This window comes from Microbacterium sufflavum (assembly GCF_023101165.1).
Classification (GTDB): domain Bacteria; phylum Actinomycetota; class Actinomycetes; order Actinomycetales; family Microbacteriaceae; genus Microbacterium; species Microbacterium sufflavum.
The window spans coordinates 2818041-2836702 of sequence record NZ_CP078076.1 but is presented as its reverse complement, the minus strand read 5'-3'; the positions used below and the strand labels follow the sequence as shown (position 1 = coordinate 2836702).

Annotated in this window: 17 protein-coding genes; 11 read left to right on the top strand and 6 right to left on the bottom strand. The window is 69.6% G+C overall.

What is annotated here, in order from left to right:
- Positions 1 to 40 precede the first annotated feature (40 nt).
- The 7 genes from polA to KV394_RS13725 are packed head-to-tail and all read left to right on the top strand — an operon-like array spanning position 41 to position 9272.
- Positions 41 to 2674, top strand: a complete 2634-nt coding sequence (gene polA, locus KV394_RS13755; RefSeq protein ID WP_247981677.1) for a DNA polymerase I — start codon at positions 41 to 43, stop codon at positions 2672 to 2674.
- A 37-nt stretch (positions 2675 to 2711) separates the two neighbouring features.
- Positions 2712 to 4388 (top strand): DUF885 domain-containing protein, encoded by a 1677-nt coding sequence (locus KV394_RS13750; RefSeq protein ID WP_136032400.1) that lies wholly within the window; start codon positions 2712 to 2714, stop codon positions 4386 to 4388.
- Between the two features lie 59 nt (positions 4389 to 4447).
- The gene (locus KV394_RS13745; RefSeq protein WP_241115011.1) at positions 4448 to 5482 is read left to right on the top strand and encodes an LLM class flavin-dependent oxidoreductase; all 1035 of its coding nucleotides are present in this window, start codon (positions 4448 to 4450) and stop codon (positions 5480 to 5482) included.
- A 50-nt stretch (positions 5483 to 5532) separates the two neighbouring features.
- A complete protein-coding gene (locus tag KV394_RS13740) occupies positions 5533 to 6885 on the top strand; it encodes an MFS transporter (protein ID WP_247981676.1) in 1353 nt (450 codons plus the stop codon).
- 43 nt (positions 6886 to 6928) lie between these two features.
- Positions 6929 to 7675 (top strand): SGNH/GDSL hydrolase family protein, encoded by a 747-nt coding sequence (locus KV394_RS13735; RefSeq protein WP_136037408.1) that lies wholly within the window; start codon positions 6929 to 6931, stop codon positions 7673 to 7675.
- The gene (locus KV394_RS13730) at positions 7672 to 8418 is read left to right on the top strand and encodes a formylglycine-generating enzyme family protein (RefSeq protein WP_247981675.1); all 747 of its coding nucleotides are present in this window, start codon (positions 7672 to 7674) and stop codon (positions 8416 to 8418) included. The genes KV394_RS13735 and KV394_RS13730 overlap by 4 nt, the downstream gene beginning before the upstream one ends.
- Positions 8419 to 8459: 41 nt before the next feature.
- Complete coding sequence (locus KV394_RS13725; protein ID WP_136045223.1) at positions 8460 to 9272, top strand: arginase family protein; 813 nt, start codon at positions 8460 to 8462, stop codon at positions 9270 to 9272.
- Positions 9273 to 9290: 18 nt separating this feature from the next.
- On the opposite strand, the gene KV394_RS13720 is transcribed toward KV394_RS13725, so the two are convergent.
- Both KV394_RS13720 and KV394_RS13715 read right to left on the bottom strand, forming a co-directional pair.
- Positions 9291 to 10469, bottom strand: coding sequence for a DUF4232 domain-containing protein (locus KV394_RS13720; RefSeq protein ID WP_247981674.1), 1179 nt, complete (start codon positions 10467 to 10469; stop codon positions 9291 to 9293).
- Positions 10470 to 10473: 4 nt separating this feature from the next.
- Positions 10474 to 11811, bottom strand: a complete 1338-nt coding sequence (locus tag KV394_RS13715) for an MFS transporter (RefSeq protein WP_136045225.1) — start codon at positions 11809 to 11811, stop codon at positions 10474 to 10476.
- 73 nt (positions 11812 to 11884) lie between these two features.
- Here KV394_RS13715 and KV394_RS13710 point away from each other — a divergent pair, with 73 nt between their 5' ends.
- Together KV394_RS13710 and KV394_RS13705 are read left to right on the top strand one after the other, a co-directional pair.
- Positions 11885 to 12253, top strand: coding sequence for a VOC family protein (locus KV394_RS13710; RefSeq protein ID WP_136037347.1), 369 nt, complete (start codon positions 11885 to 11887; stop codon positions 12251 to 12253).
- 30 nt (positions 12254 to 12283) lie between these two features.
- Positions 12284 to 12712: a pyridoxamine 5'-phosphate oxidase family protein gene (locus KV394_RS13705; RefSeq protein ID WP_247981673.1), complete on the top strand. Its 429-nt coding sequence runs from the start codon at positions 12284 to 12286 to the stop codon at positions 12710 to 12712.
- A 535-nt stretch (positions 12713 to 13247) separates the two neighbouring features.
- Here KV394_RS13705 and KV394_RS13700 read toward each other — a convergent pair.
- The 3 genes from KV394_RS13700 to KV394_RS13690 are packed head-to-tail and all read right to left on the bottom strand — an operon-like array spanning position 13248 to position 16499.
- Entirely contained in the window at positions 13248 to 15608 is a 2361-nt protein-coding gene (locus KV394_RS13700; protein ID WP_247981672.1) for an ATP-binding cassette domain-containing protein, read from the bottom strand.
- A gap of 37 nt (positions 15609 to 15645) precedes the next feature.
- Positions 15646 to 16056, bottom strand: a complete 411-nt coding sequence (locus tag KV394_RS13695; protein WP_136032376.1) for a VOC family protein — start codon at positions 16054 to 16056, stop codon at positions 15646 to 15648.
- A 5-nt stretch (positions 16057 to 16061) separates the two neighbouring features.
- Positions 16062 to 16499 carry a helix-turn-helix transcriptional regulator gene (locus tag KV394_RS13690; protein ID WP_136032445.1) on the bottom strand — a complete coding sequence of 146 codons (438 nt, stop codon included), beginning with the start codon at positions 16497 to 16499 and terminating at the stop codon, positions 16062 to 16064.
- A 140-nt stretch (positions 16500 to 16639) separates the two neighbouring features.
- Between KV394_RS13690 and KV394_RS13685 the strand changes: the two genes are divergently transcribed.
- Complete coding sequence (locus tag KV394_RS13685; protein WP_136032374.1) at positions 16640 to 17236, top strand: HdeD family acid-resistance protein; 597 nt, start codon at positions 16640 to 16642, stop codon at positions 17234 to 17236.
- Between the two features lie 63 nt (positions 17237 to 17299).
- On the opposite strand, the gene KV394_RS13680 is transcribed toward KV394_RS13685, so the two are convergent.
- On the bottom strand, positions 17300 to 18064 hold the full coding sequence (locus KV394_RS13680; protein ID WP_136032372.1) for an SDR family oxidoreductase: 765 nt from the start codon (positions 18062 to 18064) through the stop codon (positions 17300 to 17302).
- Between the two features lie 121 nt (positions 18065 to 18185).
- Here KV394_RS13680 and KV394_RS13675 point away from each other — a divergent pair, with 121 nt between their 5' ends.
- The gene (locus KV394_RS13675) at positions 18186 to 18659 is read left to right on the top strand and encodes an NfeD family protein (RefSeq protein ID WP_136032370.1); all 474 of its coding nucleotides are present in this window, start codon (positions 18186 to 18188) and stop codon (positions 18657 to 18659) included.
- Positions 18660 to 18662: the final 3 nt, after the last annotated feature.

Sequence of the window (18662 nt, the reverse complement as noted above, 5' to 3'; positions counted from 1 at the left end):
CTCCTCTGCGGGTGTCCGTGCTCCTCGTTAGGCTGACAGGGTGACGGACTCCGCAAAGCCTACCCTCATGGTCGTCGACGGCCATTCGCTCGCCTACCGCGCTTTCTTCGCCCTCCCGGTCGACAACTTCACGACCAAGGACAACCAGCACACGAACGCCATCTACGGCTTCCTGTCGATGCTGGTGAACCTCATCAAGGCCGAGCAGCCGACGCACCTCGCCATCGCCTTCGACACGTCACGGCACTCGTTCCGCACCGACGAGTACCCCGAGTACAAGGCCACCCGCTCCGAGACCCCCTCCGAGTTCAAGGGCCAGATCCCGCTGCTGCAGGACTGCCTCGCGGCCATGTCCATCCCCGTCCTGACGCAGGAGGGCATCGAGGCCGACGACATCCTCGCCACGCTGTCGACCCAGGGCGCCGCGCAGGGCTACGACGTGCTCGTGGTGTCGGGCGACCGCGACACCATCCAGCTGGTCACCGACGACATCACCCTGCTGTACCCGTCCGTGCAGGGCGTGTCCCAGCTCAAGCGCTACGACCCCACGACCGTGCAGGAGCGCTACGGCGTCCGCCCGGAACAGTACCCCGACATCGCGGCGCTCGTGGGCGAGACCAGTGACAACCTGCCCGGCGTCCCGAAGGTGGGGGAGAAGACCGCGGTCAAGTGGCTCACCCAGTTCGGCTCTCTCGACGAGCTCCTCGATCGCGCCGACGAGATCAAGGGCGTCGTGGGCGGCAACCTGCGCGACCACATCGACGACGTGCGTCGCAACCGCAAGCTGAACCGTCTCCTGACCGACGTCGAGCTGCCGGTGGCCCCGGGAGACCTCGCGGTCACGCCCATCGACGCCCAGGCCGTGCGCGACATCTTCGCCCGCCTGGAGTTCCGCACGCTGCTGCCGCGGGTGTTCGAGGCGGTGGGCGCGGGCGAGGTGGCCGACGACCCGGCGGCCGTGGTCGAGATGCCCGTTCCCGCGCAGGTGAGCGGCGCCGAGCTCGCCTCGTGGGCTGCCGCGCAGGAGAGCGATGTGGCACTGCGCGTGACGATCGCGGCGGGGGCTCCCGTGCGCCTGGGGGCCGCCACCGAGACGGAGCTGCGCGAGCTCGACTGGTCCGACGACGCGGCCGCGGCTCTTCGCGAGTGGCTCGAGTCCTCTGCCCCGAAGGTGCTGCACGACGCGAAGCCGCAGGTGAAGGCGCTGCGGCGCCACGGCATCCGGCTCGGCGGACTGGCGTACGACACGAGTCTCGCGGGCTGGCTCCTGCGCCCGAGCTTCCCCGACAAGACGCTGTCCGACCTGGTGCAGCGTTACCTCGGAGAGAAGCTGCCCGAGGCCGACCCCTCGCAGCTGGTTCCCGAGACCGAAGGGGCGACACCGTCGCAGGAGGCCTGGTTCGTCCTGCGCGTGGCCGAGGCGCTGCGCGGCGACCTGCCGGAGCCGGTCGCCGCCGTGCTCACCGACATCGAGCTGCCGACCCTGCTCACCCTCGCCGACATGGAGCTCGCGGGGGTCGCCGTCTCACACGAGGTGCTGTCCACGTTCTCGAGCGAGCTGGCGGCACGAGCGGATGTGCTCGCGCAGGAGGCGTTCTCGGTGGTCGGGCGCGAGTTCAACCTCGGCTCGCCCAAGCAGCTGCAGGAGGTGCTGTTCGAAGACCTGCAGCTGCCGAAGACGCGCAAGACCAAGACGGGCTATTCGACCGACGCCGCGGTGCTGGCCGATCTGCAGGAGTCCCACCCGCACCCGTTCCTGAGCCTGCTGCTGCAGCACCGCGAGGCGACCAAGCTGCGGCAGATCATCGAGTCGCTGGACGGGGCGATCGGACCGGACCATCGGGTGCACACCACGTACGTGCAGACGGGGAGCCAGACCGGCCGACTGTCGAGCACCGACCCCAATCTGCAGAACATCCCGGTGCGCACCGAGGAGTCACGTCGGATCCGCAGTGCGTTCGAGGTGGGCGAGGGGTACGAGACGCTGCTGACCGCGGACTACTCGCAGATCGAGATGCGCATCATGGCGCACCTGTCGGGCGACGAGGGGCTCATCGAGGCGTTCAACAGCGGCGAAGACCTGCACCGGTTCGTGGGTGCGCGGGTGTTCGGCGTCGAGCCGGGCGATGTCACCCCGGCGATGCGCACCAAGGTCAAAGCCATGTCGTACGGTCTGGTCTACGGGCTGTCGGCGTTCGGTCTGTCGAAGCAGCTGCGCATCGAGCAGGCCGAGGCCAAGCAGCTCATGATCGAGTACTTCGCCCGCTTCGGCGCGGTGCGCGACTACCTGCGCGCGTCGGTCATGAAGGCGAAGGAAGACGGCTACACCGAGACGATCTTCGGTCGGCGCCGCCCGTTCCCCGACCTCGCGAGCCCGAACCGGGTGCTGCGCGAGAACGCCGAGCGTGCCGCGCTCAACGCCCCGATCCAGGGCAGTGCGGCGGACATCATGAAGATCGCGCTGTTCCACATCCACGACGACCTGCAGGCCGCGGAGCTCTCGTCCCGGGTGCTCCTCCAGATCCACGATGAACTCGTGGTGGAGGTCGCGTCGGGGGAGTGGGATCGGGTCGAGCAGATCGTCCGCACCCGCATGGGCGATGCCGCGCAGCTCTCGGTCCCTCTCGACGTGCAGGTCGGTCGCGGTCGAGACTGGAACGAGGCCGCGCACTGACCTCACTGGCGAGGGGTCGGGGATTAGGCTGGAAACCATGACTTCCGCACCCCGCACCCCCTCCGCCATCGACAAGGTCGCCGATGACTGGGTCGACACCATCGCCGTGCTCGCCCCGACCCTGGGCACCTACATCGGTCGTTCGGAGGTCAACGATCGATTCGGCGACCTGAGCCCGGAAGGCCACGAAGAGGTCGCCGCGGCGACCAGGGCGACGCTCGACAAGCTGTCCGCGCTCGAACCCGTCGACGCGATCGACGAAGTCACGAAGACCGACCTGAGCGCCGAGCTGCGCCTGGACCTCGAACTGCACGACGCGAAGTGGCATCTGCGCGACCTCAACGTGATCGCCTCCGCGGCGCAGGACGTCCGCGCCGTGTTCGACCTGATGCCGACGTCGACGGTCGACGACTGGGAGGTCATCTCGACCCGTCTCGCGGCGGTCCCGGGTGCCCTGCGCGGGTACGTCGAGACGCTGCGCACGGGGATCGCCGAGGGGGTCACGCCCGCACGGCGCCAGGTCGCAGAGGTCGCGACGCAGATCGACCGCTACATCGCCGACGACGGGTTCTTCGCGGCCTTCGTCGCGCACGCCGACCCGGACGAGGGGCAGCTGCCCGCGTCGCTCGCGCGCACGCTCGCCGACAACTCCGCCGCCGCGCGCGTGGCCTACGGCGAACTGCGCCGCTTCCTCGCCGAGGAGCTCGCCCCCGAGGCGGGGGAGCAGGATGCGGTCGGACGCGAGCTCTACGCCCTCAACTCGCGTCGGTTCCTCGGGGCGACGATCGACCTCGACGAGACGTACGAGTGGGGCCGCGAGGAACTCGCGCGGATGGTCGCCGAGCAGACGGCGATCGCGAACGAGATCCTCCCGGGAGCATCGGTCGAGGAGGCCGTCGCTCACCTCGAGGGCGATCCCGCACGCAAGCTCGTGGGCACGGAGGCACTGCAGGCGTGGATGCAGGAGACCAGCGACCGCGCGGTCGCGGAGCTCGGCGCCTCGCACTTCGACATCCCGGAGGCGATCCGCACGCTCGAGTGCATGATCGCCCCGACGCAGGAGGGCGGGATCTACTACACCGCTCCCACGGACGACTTCTCCCGCCCCGGTCGCATGTGGTGGTCGGTTCCCGAGGGCGTGACCGAGTTCGACACCTGGCGTGAGCTCACGACGGTGTACCACGAGGGTGTTCCCGGTCACCATCTGCAGATCGCCCAGGCCGTGTACAACCGCGCCGAGCTGAACTCCTGGCGCCGGCTGCTGGCGGGTACGTCCGGTCATGCGGAGGGCTGGGCGCTGTACGCCGAGCGTCTGATGGAGCAGCTCGGGTATCTGGACGACCCCGCCGACCGCCTCGGCATGCTCGACGGACAGCGCATGCGCGCCGCTCGGGTGGTGCTCGACATCGGAGTGCACCTCGGCAAGCCCCGCCTCGACGGCGAAGGTGTCTGGGACGCGGATTATGCACTCGACTTCCTGCGCCGCAACGTGAACATGTCGGACCAGTTCGTGCAGTTCGAGGTGAACCGCTACCTCGGTTGGCCGGGGCAGGCGCCGTCCTACAAGGTCGGTCAGCGCATCTGGGAGCAGGTGCGGGACGCGGTCGAGCAGGCGGAGGGCGACGCGTTCTCCTTCAAGGACTTCCATAAGCGCGCACTCGACCTGGGCGGCGTCGGTCTCGACACGCTGCGCAGCGCTCTGCTTCCGCGCTGAGACCACGGGAATGCCCCTTCGGCGTCCGCTGTTCATTCAGCTGAATAGAGAGGCATGACATGGACATCGAATTCGGGCTGGACACCTTCGGGGACATCACACGGGACCAGGACGGCGAGCTGCTGACGGCCGCGCAGACGATCCGCAATGTCGTCGCTCAGGCGGAACTGGCGGATGCGGTCGGTGTCGACTTCTTCGGCGTGGGGGAGCACCACCGTCGCGAGTTCGCGGTGTCGTCTCCGGAGATGGTGCTCGCGGCGATCGCGGGCCGGACGAAGAGCATCCGTCTCGGCACCGCCGTGACCGTGCTGTCCTCCGATGATCCCGTCCGGGTGTTCGAGCGGTTCGCCACGCTCGACGCGCTGTCCGACGGTCGCGCCGAGGTCGTGCTCGGTCGCGGCTCCTTCATCGAGTCGTTCCCGCTCTTCGGCTACGACCTGCGCGACTACGACACGCTGTTCGAGGAGAAGCTCGACCTGTTCGTGCACCTCCTGGAGGAGAAGCCGGTGACCTGGTCGGGCACCATGCGGGCATCGCTGGAGAACGCCGACGTCTTCCCGAAGACCGAGAAGGGTCTGCGGACGTGGGTCGGCGTCGGCGGCAGTCCGGAGTCGGTCGTGCGCGTGGCACGCCATGGTCTGGGATTGATGCTCGCGATCATCGGCGGACCGGCCGCGCGGTTCCGGCCCTTCGTCGACCTGTACCACCGCTCCGTCGCCTCGTTCGGCACGACATCGCACCCCGTCGCGGTGCACTCGCCGGGACACATCGCCGACACGGACGCCGAGGCCTGGGACGCCGCGTACTCGGGCTTCGAGGCGATGAACAACACCATCGGACGCGAGCGTGGATGGCCGCCGTACAGCCGTGCGCGCTTCCAGAACGACGTGGGGCCGGAGGGCGCGCTCTATGCCGGTTCGCCCGATCGCGTGGCGACGAAGATCGCCGACACGGTGACGACCCTCGGCCTCGGCCGCTTCGACCTCAAGTACGCCACCGGCACCCTGTCGCACGAGGCGATGATGCGCAGCATCGAGCTGTACGGCACCGAGGTGATTCCGCGCGTGCGGCGCTTGCTGGCCGACCGCGACTGACGACGGCGGGCGGGCGGGCACCGCGCCCGCCCGCCTCTACGATGAGTGGCATGGCCAACACCGCCCTGCCGAGCCGCACCTCGCTCGCCCAGCGCCTCGATGTCCTTCCGTTCACGCGCCGGCACCTGCGAGTGCTCTCCGGCTCCGGGGTGGGGTGGGCGCTGGACGCGATGGACGTCGGTCTCATCTCGTTCATCATCGCGGCGCTCACGCAGCAGTGGGACCTGTCGAAGGGCGAAGCGGGGCTCATCGCATCGATCGGCTTCGTCGGCATGGCTCTGGGGGCGACGCTCGGGGGACTGCTCGCCGACCGGTTCGGCCGTCGTCAGGTGTTCGCCCTGACGCTCCTCGTGTACGGCGTCGCCACCGGAGCGAGCGCCCTCGTCGGGGGAGTGGCGGCCCTGCTGGTGCTGCGCTTCTTCGTCGGCCTCGGACTGGGCGCCGAGCTTCCGGTGGCCTCGACGTACGTCAGCGAGTTCGCCCCGGCACGCATCAGGGGACGCCTGATCGTGATCCTCGAAGCGTTCTGGGCCGTGGGCTGGACCGCCTCCGCGCTGATCGGCTTCCTCGTGATCCCGGCGTCGGAGTCCGGGTGGCGCTGGGCGTTCGCGGTGGGTGCGATCCCCGCCGTCTATGCGCTCATCGTGCGGTGGGGCCTTCCGGAGTCGCCGCGCTGGCTCGCCTCGCGCGGCAGGATCGCGGAGGCCGACCGGATCGTGTCCGCCTTCGAGGCCGAGGCGGGGATGACGGCGGCCCCCGCGATCCGCAAGGAGCCGGCCTCGCGGGCGATCGCCGCCACGGCCGGGGCGAGGCTCGCGACGCTGTGGAACCGGGAGTTCCGCGTGCGCACGCTCTGTCTGTGGCTGGTGTGGCTGTCCGTGAACTTCGCGTACTACGGAGCGTTCATCTGGATTCCGAGCATCCTCGTCGACGCGGGTTTCGACCTCGTGCGGTCGTTCGGCTTCACGCTCATCATCACGCTCGCGCAACTGCCGGGGTACGCGGTGGCCGCGTGGCTGATCGAGGTGTGGGGGCGCCGCGTCACGCTGTCGGTGTTCCTCCTCGGCTCGGCCGTCTCCGCCGTGCTCTTCGGCACCGCGAGCACCGAGGCCGCGATCATCGCGACCGGTATGGCGCTGTCGTTCTTCAACCTCGGCGCCTGGGGGGCACTGTACGCGGTGACACCGGAGATCTATCCGACCTCGCTGCGGGGGACGGGCGCCGGATGGGCCGCGGGCATCGGCCGCATCGCCTCGGTCGTGGCACCGATCGCGGCCCCGGTGCTGCTCCTCGCGGGTGGTGCGCCGGTGCTGTTCGTCGTCTTCGCCGCCTGTTTCCTCCTCGCGGCGGGGGCGTCGTGGGGGCTCGTGGATCGACGCGGTGCAGCCCTCGACGACCGCTGACGCCGCTGTCCGGGCACGGCAATAGGCTGGGTCCGTGACCGATGTGCGATTCGTGGCGATAGGCGACTCCTTCACGGAGGGCGTGGGGGATGTGCTGCCCGACGGGCGCGAGCGCGGATGGGCGGACATCGCGGCACAGGGGTGGGCCGACGCTGCCGGTCACCCGATCCAGTACGCCAACCTCGCGATCCGCGGCAAGCTCGCCTGGCCGATCGTGGAGCAGCAGCTCGAGCCCGCGCTGGCGCTGCGCCCCACCCATCTGTCGTTCAACGGGGGCGGTAACGACATGCTCCGTCCGCGGGCCGATCCCGAGCACATCGCCGACGCGTTCAGCCGCGTGCTCCGGCGCTGCGACGAGGAGGGCGTCACCATGATCCTGCTCTCCGGAGCGAACCCGAGCGGCCAGCTGCCCATGGGGTCGCTCGTGCAACGCCGGGGCGACCTGCTGTCGGAGGCCGTGCTGCGCCGCATCGAGGATCGCCCTGATGTGATCCGCGCCCTGAACTGGCCGGACCGCGAGCTCTCGAAGCCGCCGTACTGGTCGGAGGACCGCCTGCACATGAACGCCGCCGGACATCACCGGGTGGCTGCGCGGGTGCTCCACGCACTGGGTTTCGAACCCCCGGAGGCCTGGTGGGCGCCACTCGACCGCCCGGGTCTCGGCCCGTCGGGTCTCGCGTACTATCGCGAGTTCGTGGGTCCCTGGGTGCGTCGCCGGGTCACCCGCACCTCCTCGGGTGACGGTCGCACGGCGAAGTACCCGACCTGGATCGAGTGCACGCCCGCGTGAGCGACATCGAGCTGACGCGCCTTCCCGCCGGAGAGGTCACACTGCACGATGCACGGACGCGTTCGACGCGGCAGGTAACCCTGGAGCCGTTCCTGCTCGGCGTCTTCCCGGTGACGGAGGAGCAACTGGCCGACGTGCTGGGCGTCGCCGTGCGACATCCCCGCCGCCCGGCCGCCGACGTGAGCTGGCTGCGAGCCGTGCACTTCTGCAATGCGGCGTCGGAGTGGGAGGGCTTCGACCCCGTGTACCGCTTCGACGGCGAGGACGTGACCTGGGACACGACGGCGGACGGGTACCGGTTGCCGACCGAGGCGGAGTGGGAGTTCGCGTGCCGTGCCGGTTCCGCGGGCCCGCACTATGCACCACTCGCCGATGCGGCGTGGACAGCGGCTGATCACGTCTCCGCGCCGCAGGACGTCGGCGGGAAGCTGCCCAACCTCCACGGGCTGTTCGACACGCTCGGCAACGTGTGGGAGTGGTGCTGGGACCTGCTCGACCCTGCGCGGTACGACGACTATCGCGTCTTCCGCGGGGGCGGGTTCGCCGACGAGGCGTGGAGCGTGCGTGCGTCCGTCCGCCGCGGGGGAGCGCCCCGGATGCACCATGACGACGTGGGCTTCCGCGTCGCTCGCGGCGGCTTCGATCGCGAGGAAGAGGCCCAGGGGTGGTCGGCCGCCGGCGACCGCGCGCGCGCCACCGTCGACGGGCCGCTGCCGGGCGGCTGGACGCCCCGCCGCCGCTGAGTCGTCGCGGCCGTGCCGGACGAGGATGGGAGACTGGGGGGATGTCCTCCCCGTTCTCGCTCATCCTGTCCCAGGGCCGTGTGGCCGACCGCACCGACGGGGCCCTGGTGGGCGCCCGGCTCGTGGCCGACGCCCTGTCCGCGCTCCTCGGCACTGACGCGCAGGTGGTGGGCACTCCCGACGCTTCACGCCAGGACGACTGGAGCGAGGCGCTGCCGGCCGCGGCGACGACGCTCACGGGCCTGCGTCACGCCGTCGATACCGCGATCTCCTCGGGCGCGACCCCGCTGCTCGTGACGAACACCTGCGCCGCGAGCCTCGGCACCCTCCCGGCCGTCGCGGAGCATCACCCCGATGCGGTCGTGCTGTGGATCGACGCGCACGGCGACTTCAACACACCGGACACGACCGGATCGGGCTACCTCGGCGGCATGGTGCTCGCGGCCGCCTGCGGGCTCTGGGACAGCGGTCACGGTGCCGGGGTGGATCCGCGCCAGGTGGTCGTGGTGGGCGGGCGCGACATCGACCCTGCGGAGGCCGAGCTGCTGGCGGCCAACGGCGTCACGGTGCTCAGCCCGGGGGAGAGCACCCCGGAGCGACTCCGGGAGCTGGTCGCCGGACGACCCGTGTGGATCCACGTGGACTGGGACGTGCTCGAGCCCGGGTACATCCCCGCCGCGTACCGCGTGGGCGACGGGCTGCTCCCGCACCAGATCGCCGCGCTGTTCGCCTCGCTCCCGGCTGAGAGCGTCCGCGGTGTCGAGCTGGCGGAGTTCGAAGCGGGCGACGCCGAGGTCCCGGAGCGCGTCAGCGTGGAGCTCGTCCTCGAGACCGTCCAGCACCTGCTGCGCTGAAGACAGGGAGCGTACCGGCTACGGGGCTGCCCCGGCGGACGTGTCGAGCTTCCACGCCGTGACCTCGACGGTGGATCCCGCGACGATGTCGAGCTCGACCGGCCACGAACCGCGCTCCAGCCCCGGAAGGCGAGCTGCGTAGAGCTGCCGTGCCACGAGCGCCCCCGCGGTCGCGTTGGCGTCCCAGCCGAGCACCGCGGTGGCCTGTCCCTGCGGGGGAACGGTGATCGTGGCGCTCCCGTCGTCCGTGGCGAGGAACGACGATCCCGGAACCACCTCGACGTCGAGCGCGTGTCCGTTCTGGTCGGCGAAGGCGATGTCCGGATAGCCCTCGATCACGCACGGCTGCTCGCTCACGTTGACCAGGTGGATCGCCTGGGCCCGGTGTCCTGTGGCTCCGTCCGCTGCACCGAGGAGCAGCGTGGCGCGGTCAACGGTGCAGGCGTCGGTCTGGAGGGTCGGTGCACCGACGCCCGGAGCGGTCTCGGCGACGGGATCGCCGACGGCGGTCGGATCGATGAGCGCGCCGGTGTCGTCCGTCGTCGCCTGTTGTGCGGCGTTCTCGCGGATGATGTCCTGCTGTCGCGCGTCGTCGGCGAGCCCGCCGCCGACGACGAACAGCGCGACGCTGACGAGCGCACTGATCAGCGCGGTGCGCGCTCGAACCGGCGGAGCCGCCTGCCCGTCACGACGGCCGAGGAGGACGGCCGGGATCCAGCCGCTCATCACCGCCCAGTACGTCGTCATGGGGGCGCTTTCCACGACGGCCACGGTGAGTCCGCGCAGGCCGAAGTCCTGCAGGTACGAGATCGCCCGGATCGCGTCCAGCCCGAGCCCGAGCACGGCCCCCGCGATGACGGCGGCGAACCACAGAGCCCAGATGCCGCGACCGGATGGAGCGACGCGGTCGGACACGAACCAGGTGACCGAAGCAAGCACCGCCGCCACGAGCACGAGCATGACGGGCGTCCATGCCGCCGGGAGGCCCCAGGTGTTGGCCTGAACGGGACCGACGCCGAAGAAGCTGAGGAGTCGGGTGACCATGATGTCGGAGCCCCAGAGCCTCGCGGCACCTCCGGTGAGCAGCCACAGCGCGGCGAGGATCAGACCGGCCGTGACGCCACGGGGGAGGCGAGCGATCCGCCGCCGGTCCGACTCGTCGAGACGGGAAGGAGCCGAGGGGGGAGCGGAGGCCATGCGCTCATCCTAGGGGCGAGCGTCGGCGTCGCTCGGGATCCAGACCCATGCGGATGCGTGTGCGCTTGCGTTCGACCAGGATGAAGGTCACACCCAGCGCCCAGAGGGGGAGGGGCGCGAGGAACGCCAGCCGGAATGCGTCGAGGGAGTAGGTCTCGGGCGTGCCTGCGCCCTGCACGTCGAGGAGCAGCCCGATCAGGAAGATCGCGAGGAGTGCGGCGATGAAGCCCCCCGCGTTGGTGACGCCGGTGGCGGTGCTCAGCCGGTGGCTCGGGTTGTGGGTGCGGGCGTGGTCGAACGCGATCATCGATGCCGGGCCCCCGGTGGCCAGGGCGACGGCGAGCACGGTGAGCAGCCACGCCGGAGCCGGCCCGGGGAGGGCGATCACCGCGATCCATGCCGCCGCCTGCACCCCGACAGCCGGGAGCACGAGGGCGAGGGAACGGTGGTTCGGAAGGCGCCGCGACAGATCGCCGATCACCGGCCCCAGGACCATTCCGGCGACCACGTAGATCGAGATGATCCCAGCGGCAGCCGCGGGCCGAAGCCCTTCGCCGACGGTGAGGAACGGCATGCCCCAGAGGAGGACGAAGGCCGTGCCGGCGAACGGTGTGGTGAAGTGGGACCAGAACGCGAGGCGGGTTCCCGGGTGCGCCCACGCCGCCCGGATTCCGACGCCGGTGTCGATGGCGGACGTGACGACGCGGACGACGCCGGTGTCCGTGTTCACCGTCACGTCCGCGCCCCGCTCCGGCGGATGGTTGCGGATGACGAGCCAGACCAGCACCGTGAACAGCAGTCCGAGCCCGGCGATGCTGCCGAACGTGATGCTCCAGCTGGTCGCGTGCAACAGTGCAGCGACGGGTACCAGGGCGATGAGCTGCCCCGCCTGACCGATGATCCCGGTGAACTGCACCATGAGCGGTCCGCGTTGCGCGGGGAACCAGGTCGCCACGAGGCGCAGCACGGCGGGGAATACCGCGGCGTCGCCCGCGCCCAGGAGCACACGCGCGACGATGGCGATGCCGACGCTGGGGGACAGCGCCATGGTGAGCTGCCCGGCCGCCATGAGCAGCATCCCGATCGTGATGATGGGCCGCGACCCGTAGCGGTCGAGGAGCACGCCGATCGGGATCTGCATCCCGCCATAGACCGCCAGCTGGACGACGGCGAACAGCGCGAGGGTGGATGCGTCGGCCTGGAAGCGATCCGCCGCCTCGACACCCACGGCCCCCAGCGAGGTGCGGTTGGTGATCGCGAGCACGTAGGCGGCGACACCGACCGACCAGATGGTCCACGCGCGCCACCCCGGAGAGGCGGATGCGGGGGAGAGGGGCGGCACCGTTCCACGCTACTCCTGCCCGCCGACGCGCCGGACGAGCGCGATGTCGGTGCCCGCCGGTAGCGTGCGCCGCATGACAGGAACCTCGCAGCACCACACCATCGACTATGTCGAGCTCGTCGTCACCGACCTCGCCGCAGCGAAGCAGTTCTATGCGTCGGCGTTCGGGTGGGAGTTCGTCGACTACGGCCCCACGTACGCCGGGATCGCTTCGGGCAGGGGAGACGGCAGCGAGGTCGGGGGACTGCTCCTCGCCGAGGAGCCGCGGCCCGTCGGAGGCCCCCTCGTGCTGCTCTACTCCGACGACCTCGATGCCACGCGCGACGCGATCGAACCCGCCGGCGGGCGCATCCTGCAGGAGCCGTACGACTTCCCGGGCGGACGGCGACTGCACTTCGCGGACCCGTCGGGCAACGAGCTGGGAGTCTGGTCGGCCGCGTGAGTCCGGGGCGACGGCGCTAGTCTCGTGAGCATGGCCATCGATCCCCACGACAGAGTTTCGGTGGTCATGTTCATCCGTGAGCACGGGCGCGGCGTCGCGGCGACCGTGTCAGCGGGCGGCGAGCCGGAGGCCGCGCTCGTTGGAATGGTGGCTCTCGACGATGGGACGATCCTGTTCACGAGCCGCTCCGAGTCCCGCAAGGTCGCGAACCTCGTGGGCAACGGGGCGATGGCGCTCGTGGTGGGCACAGAGGGAGCGGTGACCCTGCAGCTCGAGGGGAGCGCCGAGGTGGCTTCGGCCGCGCGGGCGAAGGAGCTGGAGCCGGTGTTCGTGCGGCACGCTCCGGGATCGCGCGTGACCGATCCTGGATTCTCGCTCGTCATCGTGCGACCGCGGTGGGTTCGTTCCTACGACGTCTCCGATGCCGTACCCGTGGTCGTCGAAGCCCTCTGGAGCTGAGCGGCCGCGTCAAGACAGCGCGAATCCCTACCGGTCGACCGACGGTACTGCGAGACGCACCGCCTGGGCGCTCGTGCAGCGGTGGCGGGGAAGGGCGGCAGGGAGAGGCGGCAGGGTCGACGGCCCCACCCGCTTCTTGTCTGACCTGACATAATGTGCATTATCGGTTAATGCACGAGGGGCACCGCCGAGCCACGTCGCCCACACGCTGTCATGATCGAACCCATGAAGGCTGCACACGAACGCCCGATCGAGTTGTGTTGCCTGCTCTGGGGCGCGTCCCGGGCTGGCCGCGGAGCTGAGCCGCTATGAAGACGTGGTACTGGCGTTCCTTCCAGACCACGGCGGCGTTCTCCTGCAGCGTGCGATCTCCACATCCGGTGACGACGCGCCCCACGAGGTCCAGTTGTATCGATTCCCGAACGGTGCGGCGCTGGACGCCTCTCTCGCCGATCCGCGTCGACGTGAACGCTCCGCCGAACGGGACCGCGTCGTCGCACGCACGACGCGGTCCCGTGGGATCACGTCTGCGTGATCAGCGTCCGCTCACGTACTCCGCCAGGTGCTCCCCCGTGAGCGTCGATTTTTGGGATACCAAATCTTCGGGCGTCCCTTCGAACACGATTCGGCCGCCGTCGTGCCCGGCGCCGGGTCCGACATCGACGATCCAGTCGGCGTGCGCCATGACCGCCTGATGGTGCTCGATGACGATCACGGTCTTGCCCGCGTCCACGAGGCGGTCGAGCAGCCCCAGGAGCGTGTCGACGTCCGCGAGGTGCAGCCCCGTCGTGGGCTCGTCGAGCACGTAGATGTCGCCCTTCTCCCCCATCTGGATCGCCAGCTTGATGCGCTGACGTTCTCCGCCCGACAGCGTCGACAGCGGCTGGCCCAGCGACAGGTAGCCCAGACCGACGTCTTCGAGGCGGCCCAGGATCGCGGCGGCCGCGGGAAGCTTCGCCTCGCCCTCACTGAAGAAGGCCCGGGCCTCCGCGACGGGCAGATCGAGCACCTCGGTGATGTCCTTGCCGCCGAGGGTGTACTCGAGCACCGCCGCCTGGAAGCGCTTACCGCCGCAGTCCTCGCACGGTGTCTCGATCGTGTCCATGAACCCGAGCTCCGTGATGATGACGCCGGCGCCCTTGCACGTGGGGCACGCGCCCTCGGAGTTCGCGCTGAACAGAGCGGGCTTCACGCCGTTGGCTTTCGCGAAGGCCTTGCGGATGGGCTCCAGCAGACCGGTGTAGGTTGCGGGGTTGCTGCGTCGCGACCCCTTGATCGCGGACTGATCGATCGCCACGACGCCCTCGCGACCGGACACCGAGCCGTGGATGAGGGAGCTCTTGCCGGATCCGGCCACACCCGTGACGACCGTCAGCACGCCCGTCGGGATGTCGACATCGACGTTCTGCAGATTGTTGGTCGAGGCGCCGCGGACTTCGATGCGCCCCGCGCCCGTGCGCACGGCGGGCTTGAGCTTCGCGCGGTCGTCCAGGTGCTCTCCCGTGCGGGTGCCGCTGGCCTTCAATCCGTCGACCGTGCCTTCGAAGCAGATCTCGCCGCCCGCGCTCCCCGCTCCTGGACCGAGGTCGACCACGTGATCGGCGATCGCGATCGTCTCGGGCTTGTGCTCCACGACCAGGACCGTGTTCCCCTTGTCCCGGAGTTGCAGCAGCAGCCTGTTCATGCGCTGGATGTCGTGCGGATGCAGGCCGATCGTCGGCTCGTCGAACACGTACGTGACGTCGGTGAGCGCGGACCCGAGGTGCCTCAGCATCTTGATGCGCTGCGCCTCACCCCCCGACAGCGTGCCGGACGGGCGTTCCAGGCTGAGGTAGCCGAGGCCCAGCGTGACGAACGCGTCGAGGTTCGCGCTGAGGGCCTCCAGCAGAGGCGCGGCACCGGGAAGCGTCAGGCCCCGCACCCAGGCGGCGAGATCGGTCACCTGCATGCGGCACGCGTCGGCGATGCTGATCCCCTCGATCTTCGACGACCGCGCGCCCTCGGTGAGGCGGGTCCCGTCGCACTCCGGGCATACCGCGAACGTGGCGACGCGCTCCACGAACGCACGGACGTGCGGCTGCAGCGCGTCGAGGTCTTTGGAGAGCATCGACTTCGTGATCTTGGGGATCAGGCCCTCGTAGGTCATGTTGATGCCCGAGATCTTCACCTTGGTGACCTCGCCGTAGAGGAAGAGGTGCCGCTGCTTCTCGGTGAACTCCGCGATGGGCTTGTCCGCGGGGTAGAAGCCGGACTGCGAGAAGCCTTTCACCATCCAGCCGTCTGCCGTGTACCCGGGCACCATGATGGCGCCCTCGTCGAGCGACCGGGACTCGTCGACGATCTGCGACAGGTCGAGGTCCGACACCGCTCCCCTGCCCTCGCAGCGCGGGCACATGCCGCCGAGGTAGATCGCGTCCTTCACGATCTTCTTCTCGCCGCCCGGCCCGGTCATGACGCCGCTGGCTTTCTGCGTCGGGATGTTGAACGAGAACGCGGTCGGTCCCCCGATGTACGGCTGCCCGAGCTTGCTGAACAGGATGCGCAACATAGCGTTCGCGTCGGTCACGGTCCCGACGGTCGAGCGCGGGTTGGCGCCCAGCCGCTCCTGGTCCACGATGATCGCGGTGGTCAGACCCTCCAGGACATCGACGTCGGGGCGCGGCACCGACGGCATGAATCCCTGCACGAACGCGCTGTACGTCTCGTCGATCATGCGGCGGGACTCCGCGGCGATCGTGTCGAAGACCAGCGAGCTCTTGCCCGAGCCGGACACACCGGTGAACACCGTGAGCCGTCGCTTCGGGATGTCGGCGCTGACGTCCTTCAGGTTGTTCTCGCGCGCACCCTGCACGCGGATCAGGTCGTGGGTGTCCGCGGGGTGCGGTGCAGCGGTCATCGGTGTCCTTCTGTTCGGGGCGGCGTCGCCGGTGGCGTCAGCCGGCCTGGTTGATACGGAGGAGGTTGCCCGCCGGGTCGCGGAACGCGCAGTCGCGCACGCCGTACGGCTGATCCATCGGCTCCTGCACGACATCGGCCCCCGCCTCCACGAGACGCTCGAACACGGCGTCGAGGTCATCGCTCGCGAGGGTGAGCGCGCCGTAGCTTCCTTTCGCGATCAGCTCGAGGATGGTCTGCCGCTCGGTGTCGGTGATGCCCGGGTCCGTCGCCGGCGGATGCAGCACGAGGGAGGTCTCCGGTTGGTCCGTCGGGCCGACGGTCAGCCAACGCAGCCCGTCGTAGCCGACATCGTTGCGCACCTCGAAGCCGAGGGCGTCGCGGTAGAACCCGAGCGCCGCCTCGGCGTCGGTGTGCGGGAGGAACGCGTAGTGGATGCTGATGTTCATGATGCTCACGTTAGGTCCGCGTCGGGACGCGGCGCTTCTCGATTCCTGATCGGTCGGATGACCTGCTTCGCCTGGAACGACGGGATCCCCTCGACGGTGGCGGCGCGTTCACGGTACACGCTGGGTGGGACACCGACCAGCTCCGAGAACCGCGTGCTGAACGTTCCGAGCGATGAGCAGCCCACCGCGAAGCAGACCTCGGTCACGCTGAGATCTCCGCGACGCAGCAGCGCCATCGCACGTTCGATCCGGCGCGTCATGAGGTACGCGTACGGCGACTCGCCGTATGTCTCACGGAACCGACGACTCAGGTGCCCCGCCGACATGTGCACGCCGCGGGCCAACGCCTCGACATCGAGCGGTCTGGCGTATTCGCGATCGATCCGATCCCGCACCTTGCGCATCAGGACGAGCTCACGCAGCCGGGCATCATCCACCGCCATCACGAGACGATCCTGCCATGACGTGGGGTGTCGCGTGGTGTCGGAGTGCGACGCGTTCCGGCGGTCCTCCCCCGCGAACGCCTGCCGAGCGCTACCCTGGGGGCATCCTCACAGGATCTTCTCAGAAAGGGTCCCCAACCATGTCTGAAGCAATCAACGAGACGAAGTCGTTCTTCTCCTCCATCCGCATCGCCCTCGCCGTGTCCGGCGTGCTCGCCCTGCTCGCAGGTATCGTCCTGCTCGTCTGGCCGGTCAAGTCGGCCGTCATCGTCACGGCGATCTTCGCGTCGTACCTCGTCGTCGCCGGCATCGTCTACATCGGGCTCGGCATCTTCTCGCAGGCGAAGGGCGGCTGGGCACGGGTCGGCCACATCGTCCTCGGCCTGCTGTACATCGCGGCCGGAGTCATCGCGTTCTTCAACCTCAACGTGGCGGCGGCGACGCTCGCCCTGGTCGTGGTCATCTTCATCGGCGTGAGCTGGATCGTCGACGGTGTCGTGGCCCTCTCGCTCCTCGGCAGCGACGGGTCCCGCGTCTGGACCGTGCTCTACGCGATCCTCAGCATCGTCGCCGGAATCATCGTGCTGTTCTCGCCGGCCATCGCGGGCTTCGCGTTCTGGCTGCTCCTCGGCATCTCGCTGATCGTGCTCGGCATCGTCCAGATCGTCCGGGCCATCACGCTGGGCAAGGACGAGAAGAACGTGATCGCCGACGTGCAGGGCTCCCCCGCCGTCTGACCTCACGAGACGACTCCGCCCCGGTGCCGCACAAGCGGGCCGGGGCGGAGTCGTATCCGAGGATCAGGAGGCGGTGAAGGCGCTCACGTCGCCGACGAGCCGCGTGTTGTCCTCGGGGACCGGATCGATGACCGCCTTCGCGACCTCGGCCGCGAACTCGGACACGTTGTACAGGCGCCCGGCCGACTCGCGGCGCTCCGCAATGGCCCCGGGGTTCGCACGCTCCAGGAGCGTGGCCGTGATGGTGCCCTCGATCATGTCGCCGGAGACCACGGTGAAACCGACGCCCTTCTCGGCGAGACCGGGGATGAGCTCGCGCAGCGCATCCTCACCGGCGCGCTTGGAGAGGGCGACCGGCTCGTACTCCGGCATCGTCGGGGTGGTGCGGATGAAGTGGGCCTGGTGGCTCGTCACGAAGACGACACGGGCGCCGTCGTCGAGCAACGGGGTGGCCGCGTTCAGCACGTTCAGCTGCGCGTCGCGGTTCAGCGTGAGGGCGTAGTCCTCCGCCATCCCGGACTCCATACCGCCCGAGGCGTTGAGCACGAGCACGTCGAGGCGGCCGAACTCCGCGCGCACCGCGTCGAACATGGCGTCCACCGACGCCGTGTCAGTCAGATCCGCGCCGACGACGAGGACCCTCCGACCGAGTTCGCGCAGTTCTGCAGCGAGCTTCTCCGCGCGCGGAGCCTTGTTGCGGAAGTTGATCACGACGTCGGCGCCCGCCTCGGCGAGGTAGCGGACGGTGTCGGCGCCGATCCCCCGGGACGAGCCGGTCACGAGGGCGACCTTGCCGTCGAGGGATCCTGCGGGAAGAACGTCGGTCACGGTGACTCCTCATGATGCGTGAAACGCCGTGAGCGCACGGCTCTCTCACATTACCAAGCGGTCGCGAGGGCACCCCGATCGCCGGGGCAGCGCGTGATACGTTGACCACAAAGGAGGCCGAATGGACAACTTCTCGACTTTCGTCGTGTTCATCGACCAGTGGGCGTGGATCGGATGGCTGGTCCTCATCGCCGTCTTCCTCGTGATCGAGATGCTCTCGCTGGACTTCACGTTCCTCATGCTCAGCTTCGGCGGCCTGGTCGGACTCGTCACGGACTTCCTCGGCGTGCCGGTGTGGATCCAGATCATCATCGCCGGCATCGCTGCCGCCCTCTTCATCCTGTTCCTCCGGCCTCCGCTGCTGCGGCGGCTGCATCGCGGCGCCGACCCGGCCCGGTCGAACGTGGATGCTCTGGTCGATCTGCGCGGCTTCGCACTGAGCGACATCACGCAGGTGTCCGGGCAAGCCAAGCTCGCCAACGGCGACACCTGGACGGCCCGCTCGTCCTCCCCCGTGCCCATCCCCCAGGGCGCTCCGATCGCCGTCACCGCCATCAACGGCGCCACGGCGATCGTCCGTCCCCTCAACGACTAGGAG